Here is a 24611-nt window from a genome sequence, read left to right as displayed (position 1 = left end):
TGGCAGGTGGACTGACCCTGGCCGACGGCGCGAAAGTTGTCGCGTTGCGCAGCCAGGCGATCGCGGTACTGGCCGGCCGCGGCGGGATGGCCTCGGTGCCATTGGCAGCCGAGGAATTGAACGATCGCCTGCATGCGTGGGCGCAGCGAATCTGCGTCGCCGCCGTCAACGGGCCGTCGTCGACCGTGGTGGCCGGTGACGCCGCCGCCGTCGAACAACTGGTCGCGAGCTTGGCCGCGGACGGTATCGGGGCCCGGGTCATCCCAGTCGATTACGCCTCGCATTCACCGCAGGTCGAGCAGATCCGTGACCGGCTGCTGGCAGAGCTCGCCGATATCGAGCCGACCGCTGCCGACGTGCCGTTCTTCTCCACGGTGGATGCCGCCTGGCGGGATACCCGCAGCCTGGACGCCGACTACTGGTATCGCAACCTGCGTCGGCCGGTGAGCTTCGCAGGCGCCGTCCAGGCCCTGCTCGAGGACGGCTACACCTTCTTCGTCGAGCCGAGCGCCCATCCCGTGCTCACCGTCGGCGTGACACAGACGGCCGAGGCGGTCGGCGTGGACGTGACGGCCGTCGGCACGTTGCGTCGCGATCGGGGCGGTCTGGACACCGCGCTGCGGTCGTTCGCCGAGACTCAGGTCCACGGTCTGTCACCGGATTGGACCGCATTCTTCGCTGACGTTCCCGCCGCCCCGGTGACCTTGCCGACCTATGCGTTCCGGCATCGGTGGTTCTGGCTGCAACGCCCGCAGGACGCTACCGCACCGCCGGCCGCCGACCCCGCGGAGACCGCGTTCTGGGAGACGGTCGACGACGAGAACCTTCCGGCGTTCATCGCCACTCTCGGCGTGGCGCCCACCGACGGGGTCGGCGCCGTGCTGCCCGCCCTCGCCGCGTGGCGGCGGGGGTTCGCCGACCGTGCCACCGCCGACTCCTGGCGCTACCGCATCGACTGGGAACCACTCGCCGACCGACCGAACGCGGCGCCGACCGGCAACTGGCTGCTCGTCTCGTCCGCGGCTACCGCAGGCGGCGCCGTGCCCGAGGCCTGCGCCCGGGCGTTGACCGAAGGCGGTGCCACCGTCGTGCCGATCGTGCTCGACCCATCCGCCGACGACCGGGGCGCGCTCGCCGCCCGGCTCGGCACGATTCTCACCGAACTGCCCGGCCCGGTGTCCGGTGTCCTCGCACTGCTCGGGCTCGACGAGTCACCGCACCGGTGCAACCCGCACATGACCGACGGCACCGCGCTGAGCCTGGTGCTGCTGCAGGCACTGGGGGACAGCGGGTGCGCGGCGCCCCTGTGGTGGGCCACCCGGGGCGCCGTGGCCACCGGCTCGGCCGATGCGCTTGCCAGTCCCGCCCAGAGCGTGCTCTGGGGTCTGGGCCGAGTGGCCGCCCTGGAACACTCGCCGCGTTGGGGTGGCCTCGTCGACCTGCCCGTCGCCTTCGACCAGCGGGCCGCCGAACGCCTGCGCGGGGTGCTCGCCGGCCATGACGACGAGGACCCGAACGACGAGGACCGGGACGAGGAGGACCAGGTTGCGATCCGGGCCGACGGAGTCTACGGCAGGCGGCTGGTCCGTGCGGCGCTCGGCGACACCGCCACGCCGCCGTCCTGGAAGCCGCGGGGCACGATTCTGATCACCGGCGGCACCGGTGGCGTCGGCGCGCAGCTGGCCCGCTGGTTCGCCGACCGCGGCGCGGAGCACGTGGTCCTGGTCAGCCGCAGCGGCCCGGCCGCCGCCGGCGCGGACGAGTTGACCGGACAGCTCACCGCGCGGGGCGCAAGGGTGACCATCGCCGCCTGCGATGTCACCGACCGCGCGGCGCTGGCCGAGCTCATCACCGAATTGCGTGCAGCGGGGGCCGATATCCGCACGGTGATCCATGCTGCGGGCGGGGGCGCGCTGGTCCCGCTCGCAGACACCGATCCCGACGACTTCGCGCAAACCCTGCACACCAAAGTCGGTGGCGCAGACAGCCTCGACGCCGTCTTCCGCGCCGAACCGCTGGACGCCTTCGTCCTGTTCTCCTCCATTTCCGCGGTCTGGGGCAGCGACGAGCACGGCGCGTACGCCGCCGCCAATGCCTACCTCGACGGTTTGGCCGAGAATCGCCGCTCCCGCGGTCTGAGGGCCACCTCGATCGCGTGGGGCATCTGGGATCCGGCCGATGGCGGCGGTATGGCGGCGAACCTCGTCGAAGACCAACTGCGGGGACGGGGGGTTCCGTTCATGGCGCCAGCGGTGGCGCTGAGCGCATTCGGCACAGTGCTGGACAACGACGACACCGCAGTCCTGGTGGTCGCCATCGACTGGGACCGTTTCGCACCAGTGTTCACCTCGGTGCGGCCCAGCCCGCTCATCGCGAATCTGCCAGAGGTGCGGCGCATCCTGGCCGCCGAGGTTGCGCCCGCCACCGACGACGGCGCGGGCTCGGCGCTGCGACGCAGACTGCACGAAGCCGACCGCGCCGAGCGAGACCGCATCCTCGTCGACGTGGTGCGTACCCACGCTGCACGCGTCCTCGGCCACGACTCCGGTGGTGCGATCGAACCCGACCGAGCCTTCCGCGATCTGGGTTTGGACTCGCTGACCGCCGTCGAAATGCGCAATCGGCTCAACGCCGCCACTGGATTGCGGCTGCACGTGGCGGTGATCTTCGACTATCCATCGGCTACAGCGCTTGCCCGGCACCTCGGCCCGCTGTTGCTCGGCGCCGAAACCGCCGCGCCGGAGCAGCTCTCGGTCACCGCTGTGGACACCGAGGATCCCGTCGTCATCGTCGGCATGGCCTGCCGCTACCCGGGTGGGGTGCACAATCCGGACCAGCTGTGGGATCTGCTGGTCGAGGGCCGCGACGCCGTCGCCGAACTCCCGGCGGACCGCGGCTGGAATGTGGCTGCGCTCTACGACTCCGATCCGGACCGGCCCGGAACGACCTATGCGTTCGAAGGCGGCTTCCTCGACGACGCAGCCGAATTCGACGCGGGATTCTTCGGCATCTCACCACGCGAGGCGCTGGCCATGGATCCCCAGCAACGGCTGCTCCTGGAGACCTCCTGGGAGGTGCTCGAGCGTGCCGGCATCGATCCGGTGACCCTGCGCGGCAGCCGGACCGGCGTCTATGCCGGCGGCGCCTACCAGGGGTACGGCAGCCACGACGTGCCCGCGGAGGTAGAAGGCCACCTCATCGCGGGCGTGTCCACCAGTGTCCTATCCGGGCGCGTTGCCTACAGCCTGGGGCTGGAGGGCCCCGCCGTCACCGTCGACACCGCCTGCTCCTCATCGCTGGTGGCGGTGCACCTGGCCGCGCGGGCGCTGCGCAGCGGCGAGTGCACGCTCGCCCTGGCCGGCGGTGTCACTGTGCTCGGCTCGCCGCTGTCGTTGACCGGTTTCAGCCGCCAGCGCGGCCTGGCAGCGGACGGGCGATGCAAGTCCTACGCCGCCGCCGCCGACGGATTCGGCATCGCCGAGGGCGTCGGTGTGTTACTGCTGGAACGTCTTTCGGAGGCCGAACGCAACGGTCATCCGGTACTGGCCACGCTCCGCGGCTCCGCGATCAACCAGGACGGCGCCAGCAACGGTCTCACTGCCCCCAACGGGCCGGCGCAGCAGCGCGTCATCCGCGCCGCGCTCGCCGATGCCGGGCTCGCCCCTGCCGATGTGGACGTGGTCGAGGGACACGGCACCGGCACGAAGCTGGGGGACCCGATCGAGGCCGACGCGCTGCTGGCCACCTACGGGCGCGATCGGCCCGCGGACCGGCCGCTGCGCCTCGGCTCGGTGAAGTCGAATATCGGCCACACCCAGGCCGCTTCGGGCGTCGCGGGCATCATCAAGATGGTGCAGGCCATGCGGCACCACCTGCTGCCCCGGTCACTGTATGCCGCCGAGCCCACTCCGGAGGTCGATTGGTCCACCGGCGCGGTGACCCTGCTGGCCGAGCCTGCGCCGTGGACACCCGACGACCGGCCGCACCGCGCCGGCATCTCGTCCTTCGGTCTCAGCGGCACGAATGCGCACATCATCCTCGAACAGGCGCCCGTGCCGCCGATGCGACCCTCCGTCGAGCCGCAGGCACAGCGTCCAGTGCTCTGGCCGCTGTCGGGCCGCACCGAGCAGGCATTGCGGTCGCAGGCAGCGAGGCTTGCCGAACACCTCGCCGTCCGGGCTTCCGCGTCTGTGTTCGACGTCGGATACTCCCTGATCCACGACCGGACGCAATTCGACCATCGGGCTGCCGTGGTCGGCCATGACCGTGACGCCATGGTGGCGAGCCTGACTGCGCTGGCGGCAGGGCGTGCCGACGACCTACTCGTGCAGGGCGTCGCACAGGGCGTGGGTCGAACGGTGTTCGTTTTTCCGGGGCAGGGGTCGCAGTGGGTGGGCATGGCGCGGGAGTTGCTGGAGGAGTCAGCGGTGTTCGCGGCGCGGATGGCCGAGTGCGAGGCGGCATTGGCGCCGTGGGTGCAGTGGTCGCTGGTGGATGTGCTCCGTTCGTCGGCTCCGCTGGATCGGGTGGATGTCGTTCAGCCGGTGTTGTTTTCGGTGATGGTGTCGCTGGCGGCGGTGTGGCGTTCGTTCGGGGTGCAACCGGCTGCAGTGCTGGGCCATTCGCAAGGCGAGATCGCTGCAGCCGTGGTGGCAGGTGGACTGACCCTGGCCGACGGTGCGCGCATGGTGGCCTTACGCAGCAAGGCCTTGCTGCCGCTGGTCGGTCGGGGCGGAATGCTGTTCGCGGCGACGTCGGTCGATGCGATCACCGAGTATCTGCAGCCGTGGACGGATCGGGTTGCGGTGGCGGCGGTCAACGGTCCCGGCTCGGTGACGGTGTCCGGGGATACCGTCGCGCTGTCGGAGCTGAGCGCGCGGCTCGCCGATGCCGGAATCATGTCCTGGGAGCTTCCCGGTGTCGATTTCGCCGGACACTCGCCGCAGGTGGACCGACTACACGCCGAGCTGGATGCGGCCTTCGCCGGGGTGACGCCACGGTCGTCGTCGGGGGTCGCGTTCTACTCCACCGTCACCGGCGCGCGGCTGGACACCGCCGGACTGGATGCCGGGTACTGGCACCGCAACTTGCGGGAGCCGGTCGCTTTCTCGGCGGCCGTCGAGGCATTGCTGCGGGATGAACACACGATCTTCGTCGAGGTGAGCCCGAACCCGGTGCTGTCGGTGTGGCTGCGGCACGCCGTGGAATCGGCCGAAGCGCCCGGATGCGTAACCGGCACCCTCGCCGATTCCGACGGCGGCCTGCGGCGGTTCCTCCTCTCGCTCGGCGCACTGCACACCTGCGGCGTCGAGATCGATTGGGACGCCGTATCGCCCGCTACCGGTGCGCAGCGTGTCGAATTGCCGACCTACCCCTTCCAGCGGGCACGCTATTGGCTGCCTGCGCCGGCCGCCTCCGACGCAGGCGCAGTCGGCGCCGATCCGGTGGACGCCGGGTTCTGGACGGCCGTGGAACGCGGTGACCTCGCGACCCTGGCGAGCACGCTGCGGGTGGCGGATGAGGATGCGCAGGCTTCGCTGCGCGCGGTGCTGCCCGCCCTGTCGTTCTGGCACCGTGACCGCCGGGATCGTCACGTGCTGGATACGTGGCGCTACCGCGTGATCTGGAAGCCCATTGCGATCGGTCCGGAAAAACCTGTCCTGCGGGGTCTTTGGTGGCTGGTCGTACCGGAAGCCATGGTGGACGATCCGGCCGTCGCCGCCAGCGCGAGCGCACTCGAGCGGCACGGCGCCACGGTCGCCACGGTGCCGATCGGCGCCGACGAGCGGGCGCAGGTCGCAGAAGGCTTGCGCGAACGTCTCCGCGCCGACGCGCCAGCCGGTGTCCTGTCGCTGCTCGGCCTCGCTGCCGAGGAACACCGCTCGCCGGTGGTGCCCACGGGTCTGGCCATGACCGTGACCCTGGTGCAGGCGCTGGGTGACGCCGACGTCGCCGCGCCGGTCTGGGTCGCGAGCGTCGGTGCAGTCCGGGTGGGTCGGGCCGATACCGTGCCCAATGCCGACCAGGCCATGATCTGGGGACTCGGCGCGGTCGCGGGCATGGAGTACCCGCAGCGCTGGGCGGGTCTGATCGATCTGCCCGCACAGTTCAACGCGCGGGTGCTCGACCGGCTGGTGCACGTCCTGGCCGGCCTCGACGGCGAGGACCAACTCGCTGTGCGCGTCTCCGGCGTCTTCGCCCGCCGCGTGGTGCGGGCCGAGCCCAGCGAGCCGGGACCGGGAACCGTCTGGACAACCTCTGGGGCTGCGTTGATCACCGGCGGTACCGGAGCTCTCGGCGCGCATGTCGCCCGGTGGCTGGCGCGCGCCGGGGCGCGGCACATCGTGCTCGCCGGCCGTCGGGGGTCCGCCGCACCCGGCGCCGCATTGCTGGTGGCCGAGCTGGCGGAGCTGGGTGCAAACGCGGTCGCTGTGGCCTGTGACGTCACCGATCGTGACGCCCTCGCCGGCCTGCTCGCCTCGATTCCGGCCGACCGCCCGCTGCGCACCGTGGTGCATGCCGCGGGCGTGCTGGACGACGGTGTTCTCGATGGTCTCACCCCGCAGCGAGCTGCCGTTGTGCTACGCCCCAAGGTCGAGGCCGCCCGGCATCTCGACGAACTCACCCGCGACCTGGATCTGGACGGGTTCATCCTGTTCTCTTCCCTCGCGGCCACTCTGCCGGGAACCGGTCAGGGCAGCTACGCGGCCGCCAACGCCTACCTGGACGCTCTGGCGGAGCGGCGCCGGTCTTTCGGGCTGCCTGCAACCTCACTGGCCTGGGGTTTGTGGGCGGGAAACAGTGCAGCCGCCGCGGCGGGCGACCGGCTCGTAGGCGCGGGTCTGCAGCCGATGGAACCGGCGCTGGCTCTCACGGCGTTGAGTGAGGCACTGACGCACGGTGAGACGCGGCTCATCGTCTCCGGCTTCGACTGGGAGCGATTCACCCGTACCTCGGTGACGTTGCGTCCCAACACCGTATTGCGCGAGCTGCCCCAGGCCGCGCCATTCCTCCGCACAGACGCGGGTGCACGCGCCGGCGACTCCCTCGCCGGACGGCTGGCCCGACTATCGGAGGCCCAGCGGGAGCAGGAATTGACGTCCCTGATTCGCACGGAGGTAGCCGAGACCCTCGGCCATGCCGATGCGGCAGGCATCGAACCCGGTCGCGCCTTCCGAGAACTCGGGTTCGATTCGCTGACCGCTGTCGACCTGCGCAACCGGCTGGCGGCGGTGACCGGACTGCGGCTGTCGGTCACATTGGTCTTCGACCATCCCACGATCACCGCGTTGGTTGGCCATATCGCCGGACATCTCGATGTCGCCGCGCCCGACGCCGCGTCCGAGGCCGCGACCGCGACCGCGCCTGCGGCCGCACCGGCCGACGATCCGATCGCCATCGTGGCGATGAGCTGCCGCTTCCCCGGCGAGGTCGAATCCCCTGATGACCTGTGGCGCCTGGTCGTCGACGGCGTCGACGCCATCTCGCCGTTCCCGACGGGTCGCGGCTGGGACCTCGACGAGCTCTACTCCAGCGATCCGGAACAGCCAGGCACCTCCTACACCTGGCACGGCGGGTTCTTGCACCGGGCAGCCGAATTCGACCCGGCCTTCTTCGGCATCTCGCCGCGTGAGGCACTGGCCATCGATCCCCAGCAGCGATTGCTGCTCGAGATCGCCTGGGAGGCATTCGAACGCGCGGGCATCGATCCACGATCGCTGGTAGGTAGCCGGGCCGGCGTCTTCGTTGGCTCCAGCTACCACGACTACGGGAGCCGGGTGCGGCAACCCTCCGAGGAACTCGAAGGCTACCTGGGACTGGGTAGCGCGGGCAGCGTCGCCTCCGGCCGCATCGCCTACACCTTCGGGCTGGAAGGGCCTGCGGTGACGGTGGATACGGCCTGTTCCTCGTCACTGGTGGCAATCCATCTCGCCGCGCAGGCACTACGGGGGGGTGAGTGCACGCTCGCGCTGGCAGGCGGTGTTGCGGTGATGGCCACCCCCGGGTCCTTCGTCGAATTCAGTCGACAGCGCGTGCTCGCCGAGGACGGCCGCTGCAAGCCGTTCGCTGCTGCTGCCGACGGCACCTCCTGGGCCGAGGGCGCGGGTGTGGTGGTGCTGGAACGTCTCTCCGATGCGCGGCGCAACGGCCATCCGGTGCTGGCGTTGGTCCGGGGCTCGGCGGTGAACCAGGACGGCGCCAGCAATGGCCTCACCGCGCCCAATGGGCCTGCCCAGCAGCGGGTCATCGCCCAGGCGCTGGCCAATGCCGCAGTCGCCGCCGCCGATGTCGACGCCGTCGAAGCGCACGGAACCGGCACGCGGCTCGGTGACCCCATCGAAGCCCAGGCGCTGCTGGCAGCCTATGGGCAGGATCGGCCTGCAGACCGGCCGCTACTGCTCGGCTCGATGAAGTCGAACATCGGGCACGCACAGGCCGCCGCAGGCATCGCCGGAGTCATCAAGATGGTGCAGGCCATGCGTCACGGTGTACTGCCCGGCACGCTGCATGTGGACCGGCCGACCCCGCTCGTCGATTGGTCGTCGGGAGCGGTGGCGCTGCTGACCGAGAACACCACGTGGCCCGAGACCGGCCGTCCTCGCCGGGGTGCCGTTTCCTCGTTCGGCGTCAGCGGCACCAATGCACACACCATCCTGGAACACGTTCCCGAAGAGTCCGATTCGGTGGTACAGCCCGATGCGGACGGCGGCGGTCTCTGGCTCGTGTCCGCCCGCAGCGCGGCGGCGCTGCGAGCGCAGGCCGAACGACTGCTCAGGTTTGTCCAGGACCGTCCAGCGCTCGATCCCGTCGCCATCGGCAGAGCCTTGGCGAACACTCGTAGTGCCTTCGAGCACCGCGGCGCCGTCGTTGCGGACACCCGGGACGGACTGCTGGCAGGCATGCACGCGCTGGCGACCGACGGCACCGCGCCCGGTGTATTCCGTGGCAAGTCCGGTGAGGGCAAGACGGCCTTCCTGTGTGCAGGCCAGGGCAGCCAGCGTCCCGGCATGGGCGCCGAACTCTACCGGGCCCAGCCGGTCTTCGCCGCCGCGTTCGACGCGGCGTGCGCGGAATTCGACACCCATTTGGATCGGCCGCTGCACGAGGTGGTGTTCGCCCAGGCCGAATCACCTGAGGCCGCCCTGCTCGACACCACAGCTTTCACCCAGCCTGCGGTGTTCGCCCTGGAGACCGCCCTGTTCCGGCTGCTGGAGCACTGGGATGTGACACCCGCACTGCTGCTGGGGCATTCGGTGGGCGAACTCGTCGCGGCGCACGTCTCGGGCGTGCTGTCGCTGCCCGACGCCGCACGGTTGGTTGCGGCGCGCGGGCGGCTCATGCAAGCCCTGCCCGAGGGTGGCGCAATGATTTCGCTGACCGCCTCCGCGGAGCAGGTCCTGCCGCTGCTCGCAGGGCACGCGGACCGGGTGTCCATCGCCGCGGTGAACGGCCCCGCAGCCACTGTGATCTCGGGCGACGCGGATGTCGCGCTCGATATCGCCGCCCGCTGGCAATCGATGGGCGGTAAGGCGCGACGGCTCGCGGTCAGCCATGCCTTCCATTCGCCGCACATGGACGCAGTGCTCGACGACTTCCGCAAGGTCGCCGACACCATCGACTTCCGGCCACCGCTGATCCCAATCGTGTCGAACCTGACCGGCCGGGTGGCCAGCGCCGAGGAGATCGACACCGCCGACTACTGGGTCGCGAATGTGCGCAACGCAGTTCGCTTCCACGACGGCATGGCGTGCCTGGCCGCCGAGGGCGTCACCCGCTTCCTCGAACTGGGTCCCGACCAGTCCTTGACCGCCATGGGTCGCGACTGCCTGGCGGACACGGCGGTCGACCCGGACGCCATGGTCTCGTCGCTGCGCCGTGATCGGGCCGAAATGGCTTCGGTGACTGCGGCATTGGCTCAGTTGCACACCCGCGGCACGTCGATCGGCTGGGAGCGGTTCTTCGGCGGTCCGCTCGGCAGGCATGTGGAGCTGCCGACCTACGCCTTCCAGCACGAGCGCTACTGGCTGGAGGCCGACAATGCCACCGGTGATGTGGCGGCGGTTGGCTTGCGCCCAGCCGAGCATCCGTTGCTGGGTGGGATGGTCGAACTCCCGGATTCCGGCGGGTTCCTGTGCACCACGAAGCTATCCACTCGTAGCCACCCGTGGCTGGCCGAGCACGGCATTCTGGGATCGGCACTGTTCCCGGCCACGGCGTTCCTCGAACTGGCCATCCGGGCCGGGGACGAAGTGGGCTGCCACGAGGTCGACGAGCTGCTGCTGGAAGCGCCCCTGGTGATCGAGACGAACAGTGCTGTGCTGCTGCAGATTTCGGTCGGCGCGCCGGACGGCGACGGCAGCCGTCCGATCGCCGTGTACTCCCGGCCCGAGATCGCGCCTCCCGACCGGTCGTGGACCCGGCATGCCGCAGGCCTGCTCACCGTCTCCGAGCCGAACGAGGCGGCGGCAGTGGGCGAGTGGCCGCCACAGGGTGCCGAGCCGATCGAGGTCGAGGGCCTCTATAGGCAGTTCGAACAGGGCGGCTTCGCGTATGGACCGGCTTTCCGAGGCCTGCGGGAGGCGTGGCGGCTCGGCGACGAGGTGTACGCCGAGGCGAGCCTGCCGCCACAGTATTGCGGCGACGCGGCCGGCTTCGGGCTGCATCCCGCGCTGCTCGACAGCTCCCTGCACGCGCTGGCGTTCGGAATCCTGGCAGGATCCACCCAGAGCTGGCTGCCCTTCTCCTGGAACGGCGTTCGGTTGCACGCCTCGGGTGCGTCGTCGCTGCGCATCCGGTTGCGGCCTGCGGGCCGGGACGCTGTGCAGGTGCTGGCGGTGGACGCGGCGGGCGATCCCGTCGTGTCCATGCGCTCGCTGCTGTTGCGGCCGCTGTCCGCCGATCGGATCGGCGCTGCTCGGCCGGCGGCCGAGCACGAGAAGCTGTTCCGAGTCGAGTGGCCTGTGCTGCCGACGACAACACCTGGCGTGGTGGGCGATTGGGTCGTCCTGGGCGGTGAGGTGTCGGAGTGGGGCGCGGCGGGCGTCGACCGCACGGTGGCCGACCTCACCGAGCTGGGGCATGGGGACCTGCCGGCGGTGGTGGTAGCTCCTGTCCCGGTCGATCCGCCGTCGCGGGACGAGGTGGCGGCGGTGCGGTCTGCCACCGAGTACGCGCTCACGCTCGTCCAGAGCTGGCTGGCGCAGGAGCGGCTACAGGCCGCAACCCTGTTGTTGGTGACGCGTGACGGTGTGGCCGTTCGGCCGGACGCCGACGTGCCGGACCTGGCGCATGCCGCGGTGTGGGGCCTGGTGCGCACCGCGCAGACCGAGCATCCAGGCAGATTCGTGATCGCGGATCTGGATGGTGATGCAGCATCGGTGGCGGCACTACCCGTCGCGCTCGGACTCGGCGAGCCACAGGTCGCCGTGCGGTCGGGGGTAGTGCATCAGGCCCGGCTGGCCCGGGTGCCGCGCACCGACTCGCTTGCGGCGCCGGTGTGGGAGCGCGGGGGAACTGTCCTGATCACAGGTGGTACCGGCGCCATCGGCCGACATATCGCCCGGCACCTGGTGTCCGGGCACGGCGTGCGCCGGCTGGTGCTGACCGGTAGGCGCGGTTCGGCTGCCGTGGGTGCGAACGCGCTTCGCGACGAGCTGACCGCGCTCGGCGCGGAGGTCGAGATAGCCGCGTGTGACGTCGCCGAGCGAGAACAACTCGCAGCGCTGCTCGCCGGGTTGCCCGTACGCCGCCCGCTCACCGCCGTGGTGCACGCCGCCGGCGTGCTCGACGACGGCGTGCTCGAAGCACTGACGCCGCAGCGATTGCGGGACGTGATGCGCCCCAAGGTCGATGCCGCGCTGCACCTGCACGAGCTGACCGCGGAGATGGAGTTGTCGGCGTTCGTGGTGTTCTCCTCCATCGCCGGCGTCTTCGGCGGTATGGGCCAGGCCAACTATGCCGCAGCCAACGCCTTCCTCGATGCGCTGGCACACCGCAGGCGAGCGAACGGTCTGCCTGCCGCTTCTTTGGATTGGGGGCTGTGGATCACCGAGGGCGGCATGAGCGGTTCGCTCGACCGATCGGACCTGCGCCGCATCGCTCGTGGCGGCATCCTCGCGTTCACCCCGGCCGACGGTGTCGGCCTGTTCGACCTGGCAGTCGCTGCCGACGAACCGGCAGCGTTGCCGCTACACCTCGATCTGGAGGCGACAGCGGCCGCCGGATACCCGCCCATGCTGCGCGGTCTGGTACGCCCGCGGGCGCGGCGGGTTGCGAGCGTGGCCCCGGCCGAGTCCATAACTCAGCGGCTGCGGGGGCGCAATCCGGCAGAGCGCGAACGCATCCTGCTGGAGCTGGTCCGGCTGCAGGCGGCCACGGTGCTCGGCTTCGCCCAGCCGGAGGCCGTGGACGCCGATCGCGGGCTGATGGAACTCGGTTTCGATTCGCTCACCGCGGTGGAACTGCGCAACCGGCTCAACACTGCGACCGGTCTGCGGTTGCCGGCCACGCTGCTGTTCGACTACCCCAGTTCGGTGGCGCTGGCCAAGCACCTCGCCGCCGAGCTGGCGCCGGACGACACCGACCGGGTCGCCGCCGGCATGGCCGAACTCGAGCAACTGGAGAAGGCGTTCGATGGTGGCGCCGCCGATCTACAGGTGCTGGACCGACTGGAGAGCCTGGTGAATACCTTGCGCGCCAATGCCGATCCGGACGCCGCCCGGCTTGCCGAACGCATGAACCGGGCGAGCGACGAGGACCTGTTCGACTTCATCGACACCGAGCTCGGGATGGACGAGAACTCGCCGCTGAATTCCGCGATCTACGAAGGTGATGAATTCCGTGACTGACGACAAGCTCCGGGACTATCTCAAACGGGTGGCGGCAGATCTGCATCACACCCGCAAACGCCTCAACGAGGTCGAGGCGAGCAGTCGCGAACCCATCGCCATCATCGGTATGGGCTGCCGCTACCCGGGCGGCGTCGACACACCCGAGAAGCTGTGGCGGATGGTCGTCTCCGGCACGGACGCGATCACCGAGTTTCCGACCGACCGTGGGTGGGATCTGGCATCTCTGCACGACCCGACTCGGCGGCGACCGGGCAGCACCTATGCCGCCGAGGGCGGCTTCGTGGACGCGGTCGCCGACTTCGAGCCGGAGTTCTTCAACATCTCACCGCGTGAGGCGTTGGCGATGGATCCGCAGCAGCGGCTGCTGCTGGAGACGACGTGGGAAGCGTTCGAGCGGGCGGGTATCGACCCGTACTCCGTGCGTGGCAGCGACACCGGGGTCTTCGCCGGCGTGATGTATCAGGACTATGCGCTGCGCCTGAACCGAGTATCCGAGCAGGTGCAGGGCTACCTGGGCAACGGCCAGTCCGACAGCGTGGCATCGGGCCGCATCTCTTACACCTTCGGCCTCGAAGGTCCGGCGATCACAGTGGACACCGCCTGCTCGTCGTCGCTGATCGCTATTCATCTGGCTGGGCATGCATTGCGTCGCCGCGAATGTTCGCTGGCATTGGCCGGTGGCGCCATGGTGATGTCGACGCCGGTGCCGTTCACCGAGATGAGCAGACAAGGCGGCCTGGCCGGCGACGGGCGGTGCAAGTCCTTCGCCGACGAGGCGGACGGCACCGGCTGGGGCGAGGGCGTGGGAATGCTTCTGCTGGAACGACTGTCGGACGCCCGCCGCAATGGACATCCGGTACTCGCGGTGGTGCGCGGCAGCGCCGTCAACCAGGACGGCGCGAGTAGCAGGCTGACCGCTCCCAACGGGCCCGCCCAGCAACGCGTCATCCGCCGAGCGCTGGCCGACGCGCGCCTGCGACCGGACGCGGTCGATGTCGTGGAGGCGCACGGCACCGGCACACCGCTCGGCGACCCGATCGAGGCGCAGGCGCTGCTGGCCACCTACGGACGTGACCGGCCCGGCGACCGGCCCCTGCTGCTCGGCTCGCTGAAGTCGAATATCGGCCACACCCAAGCGGCTGCCGGGGTCGGTGGCGTCATCAAGATGGTCATGGCCATGCGGCACGGGACCGTGCCACCCACCCTGCACGCTGCGCATCCCACGACCCAGGTGGACTGGTCCGCAGGCTCTGCTCGGCTGGTCACCGAGCCGACTCCGTGGCCGGAGGCCGACCATCCGCGACGGGCCGCGGTGTCCTCCTTCGGGATCAGCGGCACCAATGGTCACCTCATCCTGGAGCAGCCCGAGATCCTCGAACAGACCGAGCCGCAGGAGTCTTCGCGGCCGACGACCGATTCCACGAGCGTGCCCTGGGTGCTCTCCGCCCGCGACCGCGAGGGGCTGCGCGCCCAGGCGCGGCGGCTCCACACCCACCTGGCCGAGCATCCAGATCTCGACCTCGATGCGATCGGCCGGGCCTTGGCCGGTCGGACCGCTTTCGATCACCGGGCCGTGCTGCGTGCCGCAGACCGGTCGGGCTTGGTCGCCGACCTGATGGCGCTCGTCGACGGCGTCGGATCGCCCACCGTCGTCCGAGGAGGTGAAATCGGCGCCGGCCGGGTGGTGTTCGTCTTTCCCGGTCAGGGTTCGCAGTGGGTGGGGATGGGCCAGGAATTGCTGGCGCGGTCGACGGTGTTCGCCGAACGAATGGCCGAGTGCGAGCAGGCGCTGTCGCCGTACGTGGACTGGTCGCTGCTGGAACTGGTGAGTTCGGGTGCAGTGTGGGACCAGGTGGATGTCGTTCAGCCGGTGTTGTTTTCGGTGATGGTGTCGCTGGCGGCGGTGTGGCGGTCGTTCGGGGTGGAGCCTGCGGCGGTGGTGGGTCATTCACAAGGTGAGATCGCCGCTGCGGTGGTCGCCGGCGGGATCTCGCTCGCGGAAGGCGCGCAGGTTGTCGCATTGCGCAGTCGCGCCCTGCGCTCCCTCACCGGCGCAGGCGCGATGGCTTCGGTACAGCTTCGGGCAGACCAGGTCCGAGCTGAACTCGCCCCCTGGGGTGAGCGGCTGTCGATTGCCGCGGTCAACGGTCCTGCCTCGGTAGCGATCTCCGGTGATCCAGCGGCTCTGGACGAATTCCTCGCCCACGCAGAGCAACGGCAGCTGCGGGTCCGACGCATCGATGTCGACTATGCCTCGCACAGTGGCCATGTCGAGCAGATCCGTGACGAACTGTTGACCCGGCTGACCGGGATCGCGCCGCGCCCGGCCGAGGTGCCGTTCTACTCCACGGTGACCGGGACGGCGCTGGACACCGCGACCCTCGACGCCGGCTACTGGTATCGCAACCTGCGCCAGACCGTCGAGTTCCAGGAGGCCGTCACCGCCGCGCTCGACGCCGGCCTACGCGCCTTCGTCGAGCTCGGCCCGCACCCGGTGCTCACCGTCGCGGTGGAGGAGACCGCCGCGGCCGTCGAGACCGATGTCCTGGTGGCAGGCAGCATGCGTCGGGATGACGGTGGCCTCGCCCGGTTCCATACCGCACTCGGTGAACTGTGGACCGCCGGTGTCTTCGTGGACTGGCGGCCTGCCTACGCTCAGCTATCCGCTGGTCTGGTCGAGCTACCCACCTACCCGTTCCAGCGGCAGCGGTACTGGCTGGAGGACTCCGGCCCAGCGACGGGCGACGTGACCGCCGCCGGCCTCGCCGCTGCCGCGCATCCGCTGCTCGGTGCGGTCGTCACGCTCGCCGACGGCGACGAGTTCGTGCTGACCGGGCGGTTGTCCACGCGGACCCACCCATGGCTGGAAGAGCATTCGGTGCTCGGCGCTGCATTGGTGCCCGGCACCGCTTTCCTCGAGCTCGCGGCCCGCGCCGCCGATCAGGTGGGCCTGCGCCGGGTGGAGGAGCTCACGCTGGAGACACCGTTGGCGGTGTCGACGGCCGCCGTCGACGTACAGGTCACCGTCGGCGCCCCCGACGACCGCGGGTCGCGGGCGATCACCGTATACGCCAGGTCGGCCGATGCGGCGCCGCAGGACTCGTGGACTCGGCACGCCCGGGGCACGCTGTGCGGTGACACGGTCGCCGCCGTGACGGGGATGGCCACTGCGTGGCCGCCGCCGGGCGCCACACCGATCGACCTGACCGGACTGTACGAACGCTTCGCGGCGGGTGGGTTCGTCTACGGGCCCGTGTTCCAGGGATTGCGCGGTGCCTGGCACGTGGGCGAGGACATCTTCGCCGAGGCCGCGCTGGCTCCGCAACAGCACAGCGATGCCGCGCTGTTCGGCCTGCACCCGGCACTGCTCGACGCGGTACTGCACGTCACCGGGCTGTCGGGCGAGGAAACGGGGCGGATGCCGTTCGCCTGGACCGGGGCGGTCGTGCACGCCCACGGCGCCACCGCAGTCCGAGCCCGGGTGAGTCCCGCCGGAGACAACGCCTTCGCACTACAGGCATGGGATAGCGCGGGCCAGGCCGTCGTCTCGGTCGACGCTCTACTGCTGCGACCCGCGGCCGATGTCCCGCGACGGGAGGTCCGGCACGAGTCGCTGTTGTGCCTGCACTGGCAACCGCACCGACTCACCGGCCGTAGCAGCGACACCGCGGCGCCGATCGTGCTCGGTGGCGGAACCTACCCGGACCTGGCCGCACTGCGCGCCGCCCTCGCCGCCGGTGCCGCCCCGCCCGGTCTGGTCGTCGCGCCGGTAGCAGGAAGCGCCCCAGTGGTAGGCACGAACACCGGCGACCCGGCCACCACCCACCAGGTCGTGCACGAGGCCGTCGCTCTCGTGCAGGACTGGCTTGCCGAGGAACGGCTCGCCGAGGCGCGCCTGATCGTACTCACCCGCGGGGCGGTCGCGGTGACATCCGCCGAGGACCTCACCGATCTGCCGCAGGCCGCGGTGTGGGGCCTGGTGCGCACGGCGCAGACCGAGCATCCGGGCCGTTTCGTCCTGGCCGATATGGACGATCGGAGTGAAATCTCCGCTCTTGCGGAATTTCTCACCGCCACGGAGGAAGAACAAGTGGCGGTGCGCGGCGGCGAGTTCTGCGTGCCCCGGTTGGCCAGGGCAACGGTCGCGCAGCATCGCGAACCCCTCGCCGATCCGGACGGCACCATTCTGATCACCGGCGGTACCGGTCTGATCGGCTCCCGGATCGCGCGTCACCTGGCCGCATCCGGGGCGCGGCGGCTGGTACTCGTCGGCCGTAGCGGTCCCGCCGCGGCCGGCGCGGGCGAACTGGTCGAGGAACTTGCCGCTCTCGGCGCTCGATGCATCGTCGTCGCCTGCGATGTCGCCGATCGCGCGGCGCTGCGGCGGCTGCTCGACGACATTCCCGCCGAACACCCGCTGACCGCGATAGTGCATGCCGCGGGCGCCCTCGACGACGGTGTGATCACCGCGCTCACCCCGGACCGCATCGATGCAGTACTGCGACCCAAGGTGGACGCCGCCATCCACCTGCACGAGCTGACGGCAGCCCACGACTTGCGTGCATTCGTGCTCTTCTCTTCTGCCGCAGGCATATTCGGCGGCCCGGGTCAGGGCAATTACGCCGCGGCCAACGCTTTCCTCGACGCGCTCGCCCACCATCGTAGGGCGCGCGGCATGGCCGGGCAGTCGATCGCCTGGACGCTGTGGGAACAGCGCAGCGCGATGACCGAACATCTCGATGCCGACGATGCCCGCCGTATTGCGCGCTCGGGCATGCCCGCGCTGACCGATCGACAGGGAGTCGAACTGTTCGACTCGGCCACGGCCGCGGGAGACCCGCTCCTGGTCGCCATGCCGCTCGATCTCGCGGCCCTGCAGGCCCGCGCCGACAGCGACCCGGTCCCGAGGTTGTTGCACGGCATCGTTCGTCCGGCCATTCGCCGGAGCGCCGCGCCGGCGCCCGGCGGCGACAGGGTCTCTGGACCGTCCGTCCGGTTGACCGGCCTGCCCGCTGCCGAACGCCGACGGGAACTGCGCGAACTGGTCCGTACTCAGGTTGCTGCGGCGCTCGGACACACCGCCGCGGAGGCGGTACAGCCCGGCCGAGCGTTCCGGGACCTCGGATTCGACTCCCTTGCGGCGGTGGACCTGCGCAACCGCCTCAACCTCGTCACCGGGCTGCGACTGCCCGCCACCCTGGTCTTCGACCACCCGACCCCGGACGCACTCGCCGATTTCCTCGACACCCGGCTGGTCGGCGACATCGAAAGCACGCCGACCCCACCGGCGCCGCGGAACGGCACCACCGACGACCCGATCGCGATCGTCGCGATGGCCTGCCGCTTTCCGGGTGGTGCGAACTCGCCGGAGCAGTTGTGGGACCTGGTCGCTGCCGGCGCCGACGCCATCTCCACCTTTCCCACCGACCGCGGCTGGGAGGTCGACACCCTCTACGACCCGGACATCGAGACCGATCGGCATGGCACGTCGTACGTGAACGAAGGCGGATTCCTGTACGACGCGGCGGAATTCGATGCGGGATTCTTCGGGATCTCGCCGCGGGAGGCACTGGCCATGGATCCGCAACAGCGCCTGTTGCTGGAGACGTCGTGGGAGGCGCTCGAACAGGCAGGTATCGACCCGACCACCCTGCAGGGCAGCCGCACCGGTGTGTTCACCGGTGTCATGCACCACGACTACACCGTTCGCCTGATCGGGAATGTGCCGGAGGAGGTGGAGGGTTTCCTCGGCTCGGGCAACTCCGCCAGTGTCGCCTCCGGTCGCGTCTCCTATGTCCTCGGACTCGAAGGTCCGGCGGTGACCGTGGACACCGCGTGCTCGTCGTCGCTGGTTTCGCTGCACCTGGCGGTGCGGTCACTGCGGACAGGAGAGTGCGATATGGCCCTCGCTGGCGGTGTCACGGTGATGAACAGTCCGGAACTGTTCGTCGTGTTCAGCCGCCAACGTGGCTTGGCCCCCGACGGCCGATGCAAGGCGTTCGCCGATGCGGCGGACGGCACCGGCTTCGGTGAGGGTGTCGGCGTACTGCTGTTGGAACGCTTGTCGGACGCGGTTGCCGCGGGCCACAGGGTGCTGGCCGTGGTTCGTGGTTCGGCGGTCAACCAGGACGGCGCGAGCAATGGGCTCACTGCGCCGAACGGCCGAGCGCAACAGCGGGTGATCCGGGCGGCATTGGCCGACGCCCGGTTGACCACCACGGACGTGGACATGGTCGAAGGCCACGGCACCGGCACCAGGCTCGGCGATCCGATCGAGGCGCAAGCCCTGCTCGCCACCTACGGTCGGGATCGTTCCGGCGGGACTCCGTTGTGGTTGGGGTCGTTGAAGTCCAACATCGGGCACACGTCCGCAGCTGCCGGCGTGGGTGGGGTCATCAAAATGGTGCAGGCGCTGCGGCACGGTGTGATGCCGGCTACCCTGCACGTGGATCGGCCTTCCGCACAGGTGGATTGGTCCGCTGGCGAGGTGCGGTTGCTGGCGCGGTCGCAGCAGTGGCCGGACGTGAGCAGGCCACGCCGCGGCGCCGTGTCGGCATTCGGCGTGAGCGGAACGAATGCGCACGTCGTGCTCGAGCAGGCTCCCACACCCATCGACCTGCCCAAGAGCGCGGACGAGCGTCCCCACGCGTGGGTGCTCTCCGCCCGATCCGCCGCGGCGCTACGAGTCCAGGCCGAGCGACTCGCACGGCACGTCGAGGCACGCCCGGAACTCGATTGCGCCGATATCGGCCTGTCCCTCGCCGTCACCCGGACCCGGCACTCCCACCGCGCGGTTCTGGTCGGTGACCGCGAGCGCCTGCTGGCGGGGTTGCGGGCCCTCGCCGACGACGCGCCCGCCGCCGGCGTGGCACAGGCCGTCGCCGGGACCGTGGGCCGCACCGTATTCGTCTTCCCCGGTCAAGGTGCGCAATGGGTGGGCATGGCACTGGAACTACTCGACACCAGCCCCGTCTTCGCGGAGTCGATGGCGGCCTGCGAACTCGCCCTCGGGCAGTACCTCGACCGGCCGCTCGCGCAGATCCTGCTCGATCCGGTCGCGCTGGACTCGGTGCACCATGTGCAACCTGCCCTGTTCGCCGTCATGGTCTCGCTGGCCGCGACATGGCGCGGTTTCGGCGTCGAACCGGATGCCGTCCTGGGTCATTCCCAGGGAGAGATCGCCGCGGCCGTGGTGTCCGGAGCGCTCTCGCTCGCGGACGGCGCCGCGATCGTGGCACTGCGCAGCAGACTGCTGCGCGCGATCGCAGGCAAGGGTGCGATGGCCTCGCTGGCCCTGCCAGTGGACGAGGTCCGAATACTGTTGGAGCGCATCGGCTCAGCGCGGGTCGTCCGAGATCTCGCCATCGCCGCGATCAACGGCCCCGCCGCCACCGTCGTGGCCGGCGACCCGAGCGCCGTGGCCGAGCTGCTGGCTGCCTGCGCGCGTGCGCAGATCCACGCCCGCCGCATCGAGGTCGACTACGCCTCACACTCCGCGCACGTCGACGCCCTGCGCGACGAGCTGATCGCGGCGCTCGACACCATCCGTCCCGGAGACTGCCGAGTGCCCATGTACTCCACTGTCGACCTGACCTGGCTGGCGGGTCCCGAGCTCACCGCCGAGTACTGGTTTCGCAACCTTCGTGGAACCGTCTGTTTCGAACCGGCCGTGCGGGCGCTCGCGGAGGCGGGCCACACCACTTTCATCGAGGTCGGCCCACATCCGGTGCTCACGCTCGGTATCGGCGAGGCCCTGGCGGATACCGCACGGGCGGCCATCGTCATCGGGTCGCTGCGCCGCGGCGAGGGCGGACTCGAACGGATGCTGTTGTCGGTGGGCGAGGCCCACACCGGTGGTGTCGACCTCGACTGGAACGCGGTATACCCCGACGCCCACCGGGTGGAACTACCCACCTATCCGTTCGAGCACACCCGCTACTGGCTCGACGCCGCCCCGGGCGGGGCGGATGTCGCCGCGGCGGGTCTCGGGGCCACCGGTCATCCCCTCCTCGGCGCGGCTGTCGGCCTCGCCGACTCCGGCGAGCACCTGTTGACCGGCCGGCTGTCCCGGGCGGCAACTCCGTGGCTGGCCGAGCACGACGTCTCGGGGGTCACCGTGCTGCCCGGTACGGCCTTGCTCGAGCTCGCGCTGCACGCAGCCGACACGGTGGGCTTGGGGCTGGTCGACGAACTCACCCTGCACGCCCCGCTCATGCTGCCCGAGCGCGACCCGCTGCAACTGCAGGTGCGAGTCGGACCCGTGCAGTCCGACGGGTGTCGCAGTCTGGGTGTGTACAGCCGTGGCGATCAGGACGACACCGAATGGACCGCCTGCGCCACCGGCAGACTCGCTGCGCTCGCCGGGGACGCCGAGTCGCCTGCGGACAGCGTCGTGGCCTGGCCGCCGGCCGATGCGCGACCACTCGACGTGTCCGAGCTCTACGATCGGTTCGCGGCCGCGGGATACCGGTACGGGCCCACCTTCCGCGGTGTGCGGGCGGCTTGGGGGCGCGGCGGTGAGGTCTTCGCCGAGGTCGCCCTGCCGCAGCGGCGTGACGGCGACGCTTATGTGATGCACCCGGCCCTGCTGGACGCGGCGCTGCACGCGTCCGCTCTGCTGCCCAACCGCGATGGCGTTGCACGGCTGCCGTTCTCGTGGACCGGTGTGACCGCTCACGCCGCAGGCACAGCGGCACTCCGCGTCCGCGTCATCGCCGACGGCGCGCAGGACGTGTCCCTGGAGGCCCGTGACCTCGCCGGTCGGCTGGTCGTGACCGTCGACTCCCTGGCGCTGCGCCCGCTGCCTGCGGGCGGACTGCGGGCGGTCACCTCCACCGCGCAGCGGATGCCGCACGTGGAATGGATAGCCACGCCCGCAACCGGCGATCGGTCCGGGGTCGGCTCGTGCGCCGTGCTCGACGATGGCTTGTCCAACGGCCTGCCCGCGGCGTCGGCATGGCCGAACCTCGACGCGCTGCGCGCGAGTGCGGCGACGATCCCGGCCCACGTGTTCGCCGACCTTCCCACCGGCATCGATGGCGACCCTCCCACCATGGTGCGCCAGACAACCGTTCACGCCCTCGCTCTGGTCCAGGACTGGCTGGCCGACGAGCGTTGCGCGGAGTCGACACTCGTGGTCGTCACCCGCGGCGCGGTCCGGACCGGACCAGGGGACCGGCGTGGGAACTGGGCCGAATCCGGCGTGTGGGGGCTGATCCGCACCGCCCAAAGTGAACATCCCGGCAGATTCGTGCTCGCCGACGTCGACGACCACCCAGCGTCGCTGAGCGCGCTGGCCACCGCATTGTCCACCGGAGCAGCCGCAGAGAGCCAGTACGCGGTCCGGGCCGGTGAGCTCCTCGTCCCCCGCTTGACCCCTGAGGGCCGTGACACGCTCATCCCGCCGCCGGAGCAATCGGCCTGGCGGTTGGGGCTCGCAGACGACACCGCCGTCGGGGGGTTGGCGCTGTTGCCCGCGCCGGACGCACTCGCACCGCTCGGGCTGGGCCAGGTCCGCATCGCTGTGCGCGCCGCCGGTCTCAACTTCCACGACGTCGTGGTTTCCCTCGGCCTCGATCCCGATCAACCCACCCTCGGTAGCGAGGGTGCGGGCACGATCATGGAGACCGGACCCGGAGTGACCGATCTGGCGCCCGGCGACCGGGTGCTGGGTGTCTTCGGCGGGGCATTCGGTCCGGTCGTCGTTGCCGACCGGACCACCATTGCCCGAATTCCCGCGGGTTGGTCGTTCGCGCAGGCCGCGTCGGCGCCGATCGCCTTCCTCACCGCGTATTACGGCCTGTTCGATCTGGGCGGCCTGCGTCGCGGCCAGTCGGTGCTGGTGCACGCGGCCACCGGCGGCGTCGGAATGGCTGCGGTGCAACTCGCCGACCATGCCGGAGCGGAAGTCTTCGGCACGGCCAGCCCGGCGAAGTGGGATGTATTGCGCGCCATGGGCTTCGACGACGATCACCGCGCGTCCACGCGAACAACGGAATTCGCCGAACAGTTCGGGCGCACCACCGAGGGCCGTGGGATGGATGTCGTACTGGATTGCTTGGCACGGGAGTTCGTCGACGCATCACTGGACCTGTTGCCTCGAGGCGGCGCTTTCGTAGAGATGGGCAAGACCGACATCCGCAACGCCGAGGACATCGCACGCCGCTACCCTGGCGTGCGCTATCGGGCATTCGACCTGGTGCAGGCGGGACCGCAGCGCATCGGCGAGCTGCTCACCGAGGTGCTGTCGCTGTTCGAACAGGGCGTGCTCACCCCATTGCCGATCACCTGCTGGGATCTGCGACACGCTCCGCAGGCGTTCGACACCCTGCGCAATGCCCGGCACATCGGCAAGAACGTGCTGACGGTGCCCGCGCCGATCGATCCCGCGGGCACGGCGCTCATCACCGGCGGGACCGGCACTCTGGGCCGGCTCGTGGCCCGGCGCCTGACGACCGACTACGGTGTGCGGCATCAGATTCTGATCAGCCGCCGCGGCGCGGATGCGCCAGGCGCAGCCGAGCTCATCGCCGAACTCTCCGAGCTCGGCACACACGCCATCGCTGTCGCCTGCGATGTCGCCGATCGGTCTGCGTTGGCGGCCGTGCTTGCGGCGATCCCACCGGACCGTCCGCTCACTGCAGTCGTCCACGCCGCAGGCGTCCTCGACGACGGCGTCGTCGGCTCGCTCGCGCCAGCGCAGATCGAGCGGGTGCTACGCCCCAAGGTCGATGCCGCGTTCGCCCTGCACGATCTGACCCGCGACAGCGACCTGGCGGCGTTCGTCCTGTTCTCCTCCGGGGCTGCCTTGCTCGGCGGAGCAGGCCAGGCGAACTACGCCGCCGCCAACGCCGCCCTCGACGCCCTCGCGGTCGAACGGCGCGCACTGGGTCTGCCCGGTGTCGCCATCGGCTGGGGCCTGTGGCACGAGCGCAGCGAACTCACAGTCGGGGTGGTCGGGGCCGCAGAGGGCCGGATGACTCGGGCTGGCATCGGCGCGCTGACCTCCGCCGAGGGACTGGCGATGTTCGACGCGGCTTGGCGTACGGCCCATCCGTACGTCTTTGCCGCACGGATCGATCGATCCCGGCTCGCCGACGGTACCGGCGTTGCGCCACTGTTCGCCGGCTTGGTCCGCACTCCCCGGCAGACGCTGCGGCGGGTAGGTGACCTCGCCGGGACCGGGGAACCGGCACTGGCCGAGCGGCTGGCCGGGCTCGCGCCGGCCGAAGCGCATCGGATCCTGCTCGACATCGTCCGCAGCAATGCCGCGATCGTGCTGGCGCACGTGTCGGCCGACGAGATCCACCCTGCGCGCTCGTTCAAAGACCTCGGCTTCGATTCGCTGACCGGCGTGGAATTGCGCAATCGGCTGGCGAACACGGTTGGGGTACGGCTTCCGGCTGCCCTCGTCTTCGACCACCCCACCCCAGAGGCACTGACCAGCTACCTGCTCGATCAGGTCGGCGCCACATCGACTCCGTCCGAGCCGACCCTGCGCACCGCGCTGGGCCGCCTCGAGACGCAGCTGGACGCACTGCTGTCGAAAGACGCCGCTGCGACGGCATCCGACGAACTGGCTGCGTGGTTGCGGCGTGCTCTGGCCAAGGTCGAGGCCTTCGGCGCGACATCCACAGGGACGCACCAGCACCAGGTCCGACAGCAACAGGTCATCGAGTCCGCCAGCAACGACGAACTCTTCGACCTCATCGACAAGGAACTGGGCATCTCGTGAAACCCGCGCAACCGAAGCGGACCACC

At 70.4% G+C, this 24611-nt stretch carries 2 protein-coding genes; both read left to right on the top strand.

Annotation, left to right across the window (positions count from 1 at the left end):
* Nucleotides 1-11: 11 nt before the first annotated feature.
* On the top strand, nucleotides 12-12848 hold the full coding sequence (locus tag K940_RS28945) for a type I polyketide synthase (RefSeq protein WP_369797523.1): 12837 nt from the start codon (nucleotides 12-14) through the stop codon (nucleotides 12846-12848).
* Entirely contained in the window at nucleotides 12832-24585 is an 11754-nt protein-coding gene (locus tag K940_RS0117895) for a type I polyketide synthase (protein ID WP_036529105.1), read from the top strand. The genes K940_RS28945 and K940_RS0117895 overlap by 17 nt, the downstream gene beginning before the upstream one ends.
* The last annotated feature ends 26 nt before the right edge of the window (nucleotides 24586-24611 follow it).

Source organism: Nocardia sp. CNY236, assembly GCF_000482385.1.
Lineage (GTDB): Bacteria > Actinomycetota > Actinomycetes > Mycobacteriales > Mycobacteriaceae > Nocardia.
The sequence above is the reverse complement of the archived record's forward strand: the minus strand, read 5'-3'. Positions and strand labels throughout refer to the sequence as shown.

What these genes read in the sequence shown, in the direction of transcription:
- K940_RS0117895 (WP_036529105.1), top strand. Translation starts at nt 12,832, where the DNA reads ATGAATTCCGTGACTGACGACAAGCTCCGGGACTATCTCAAACGGGTG.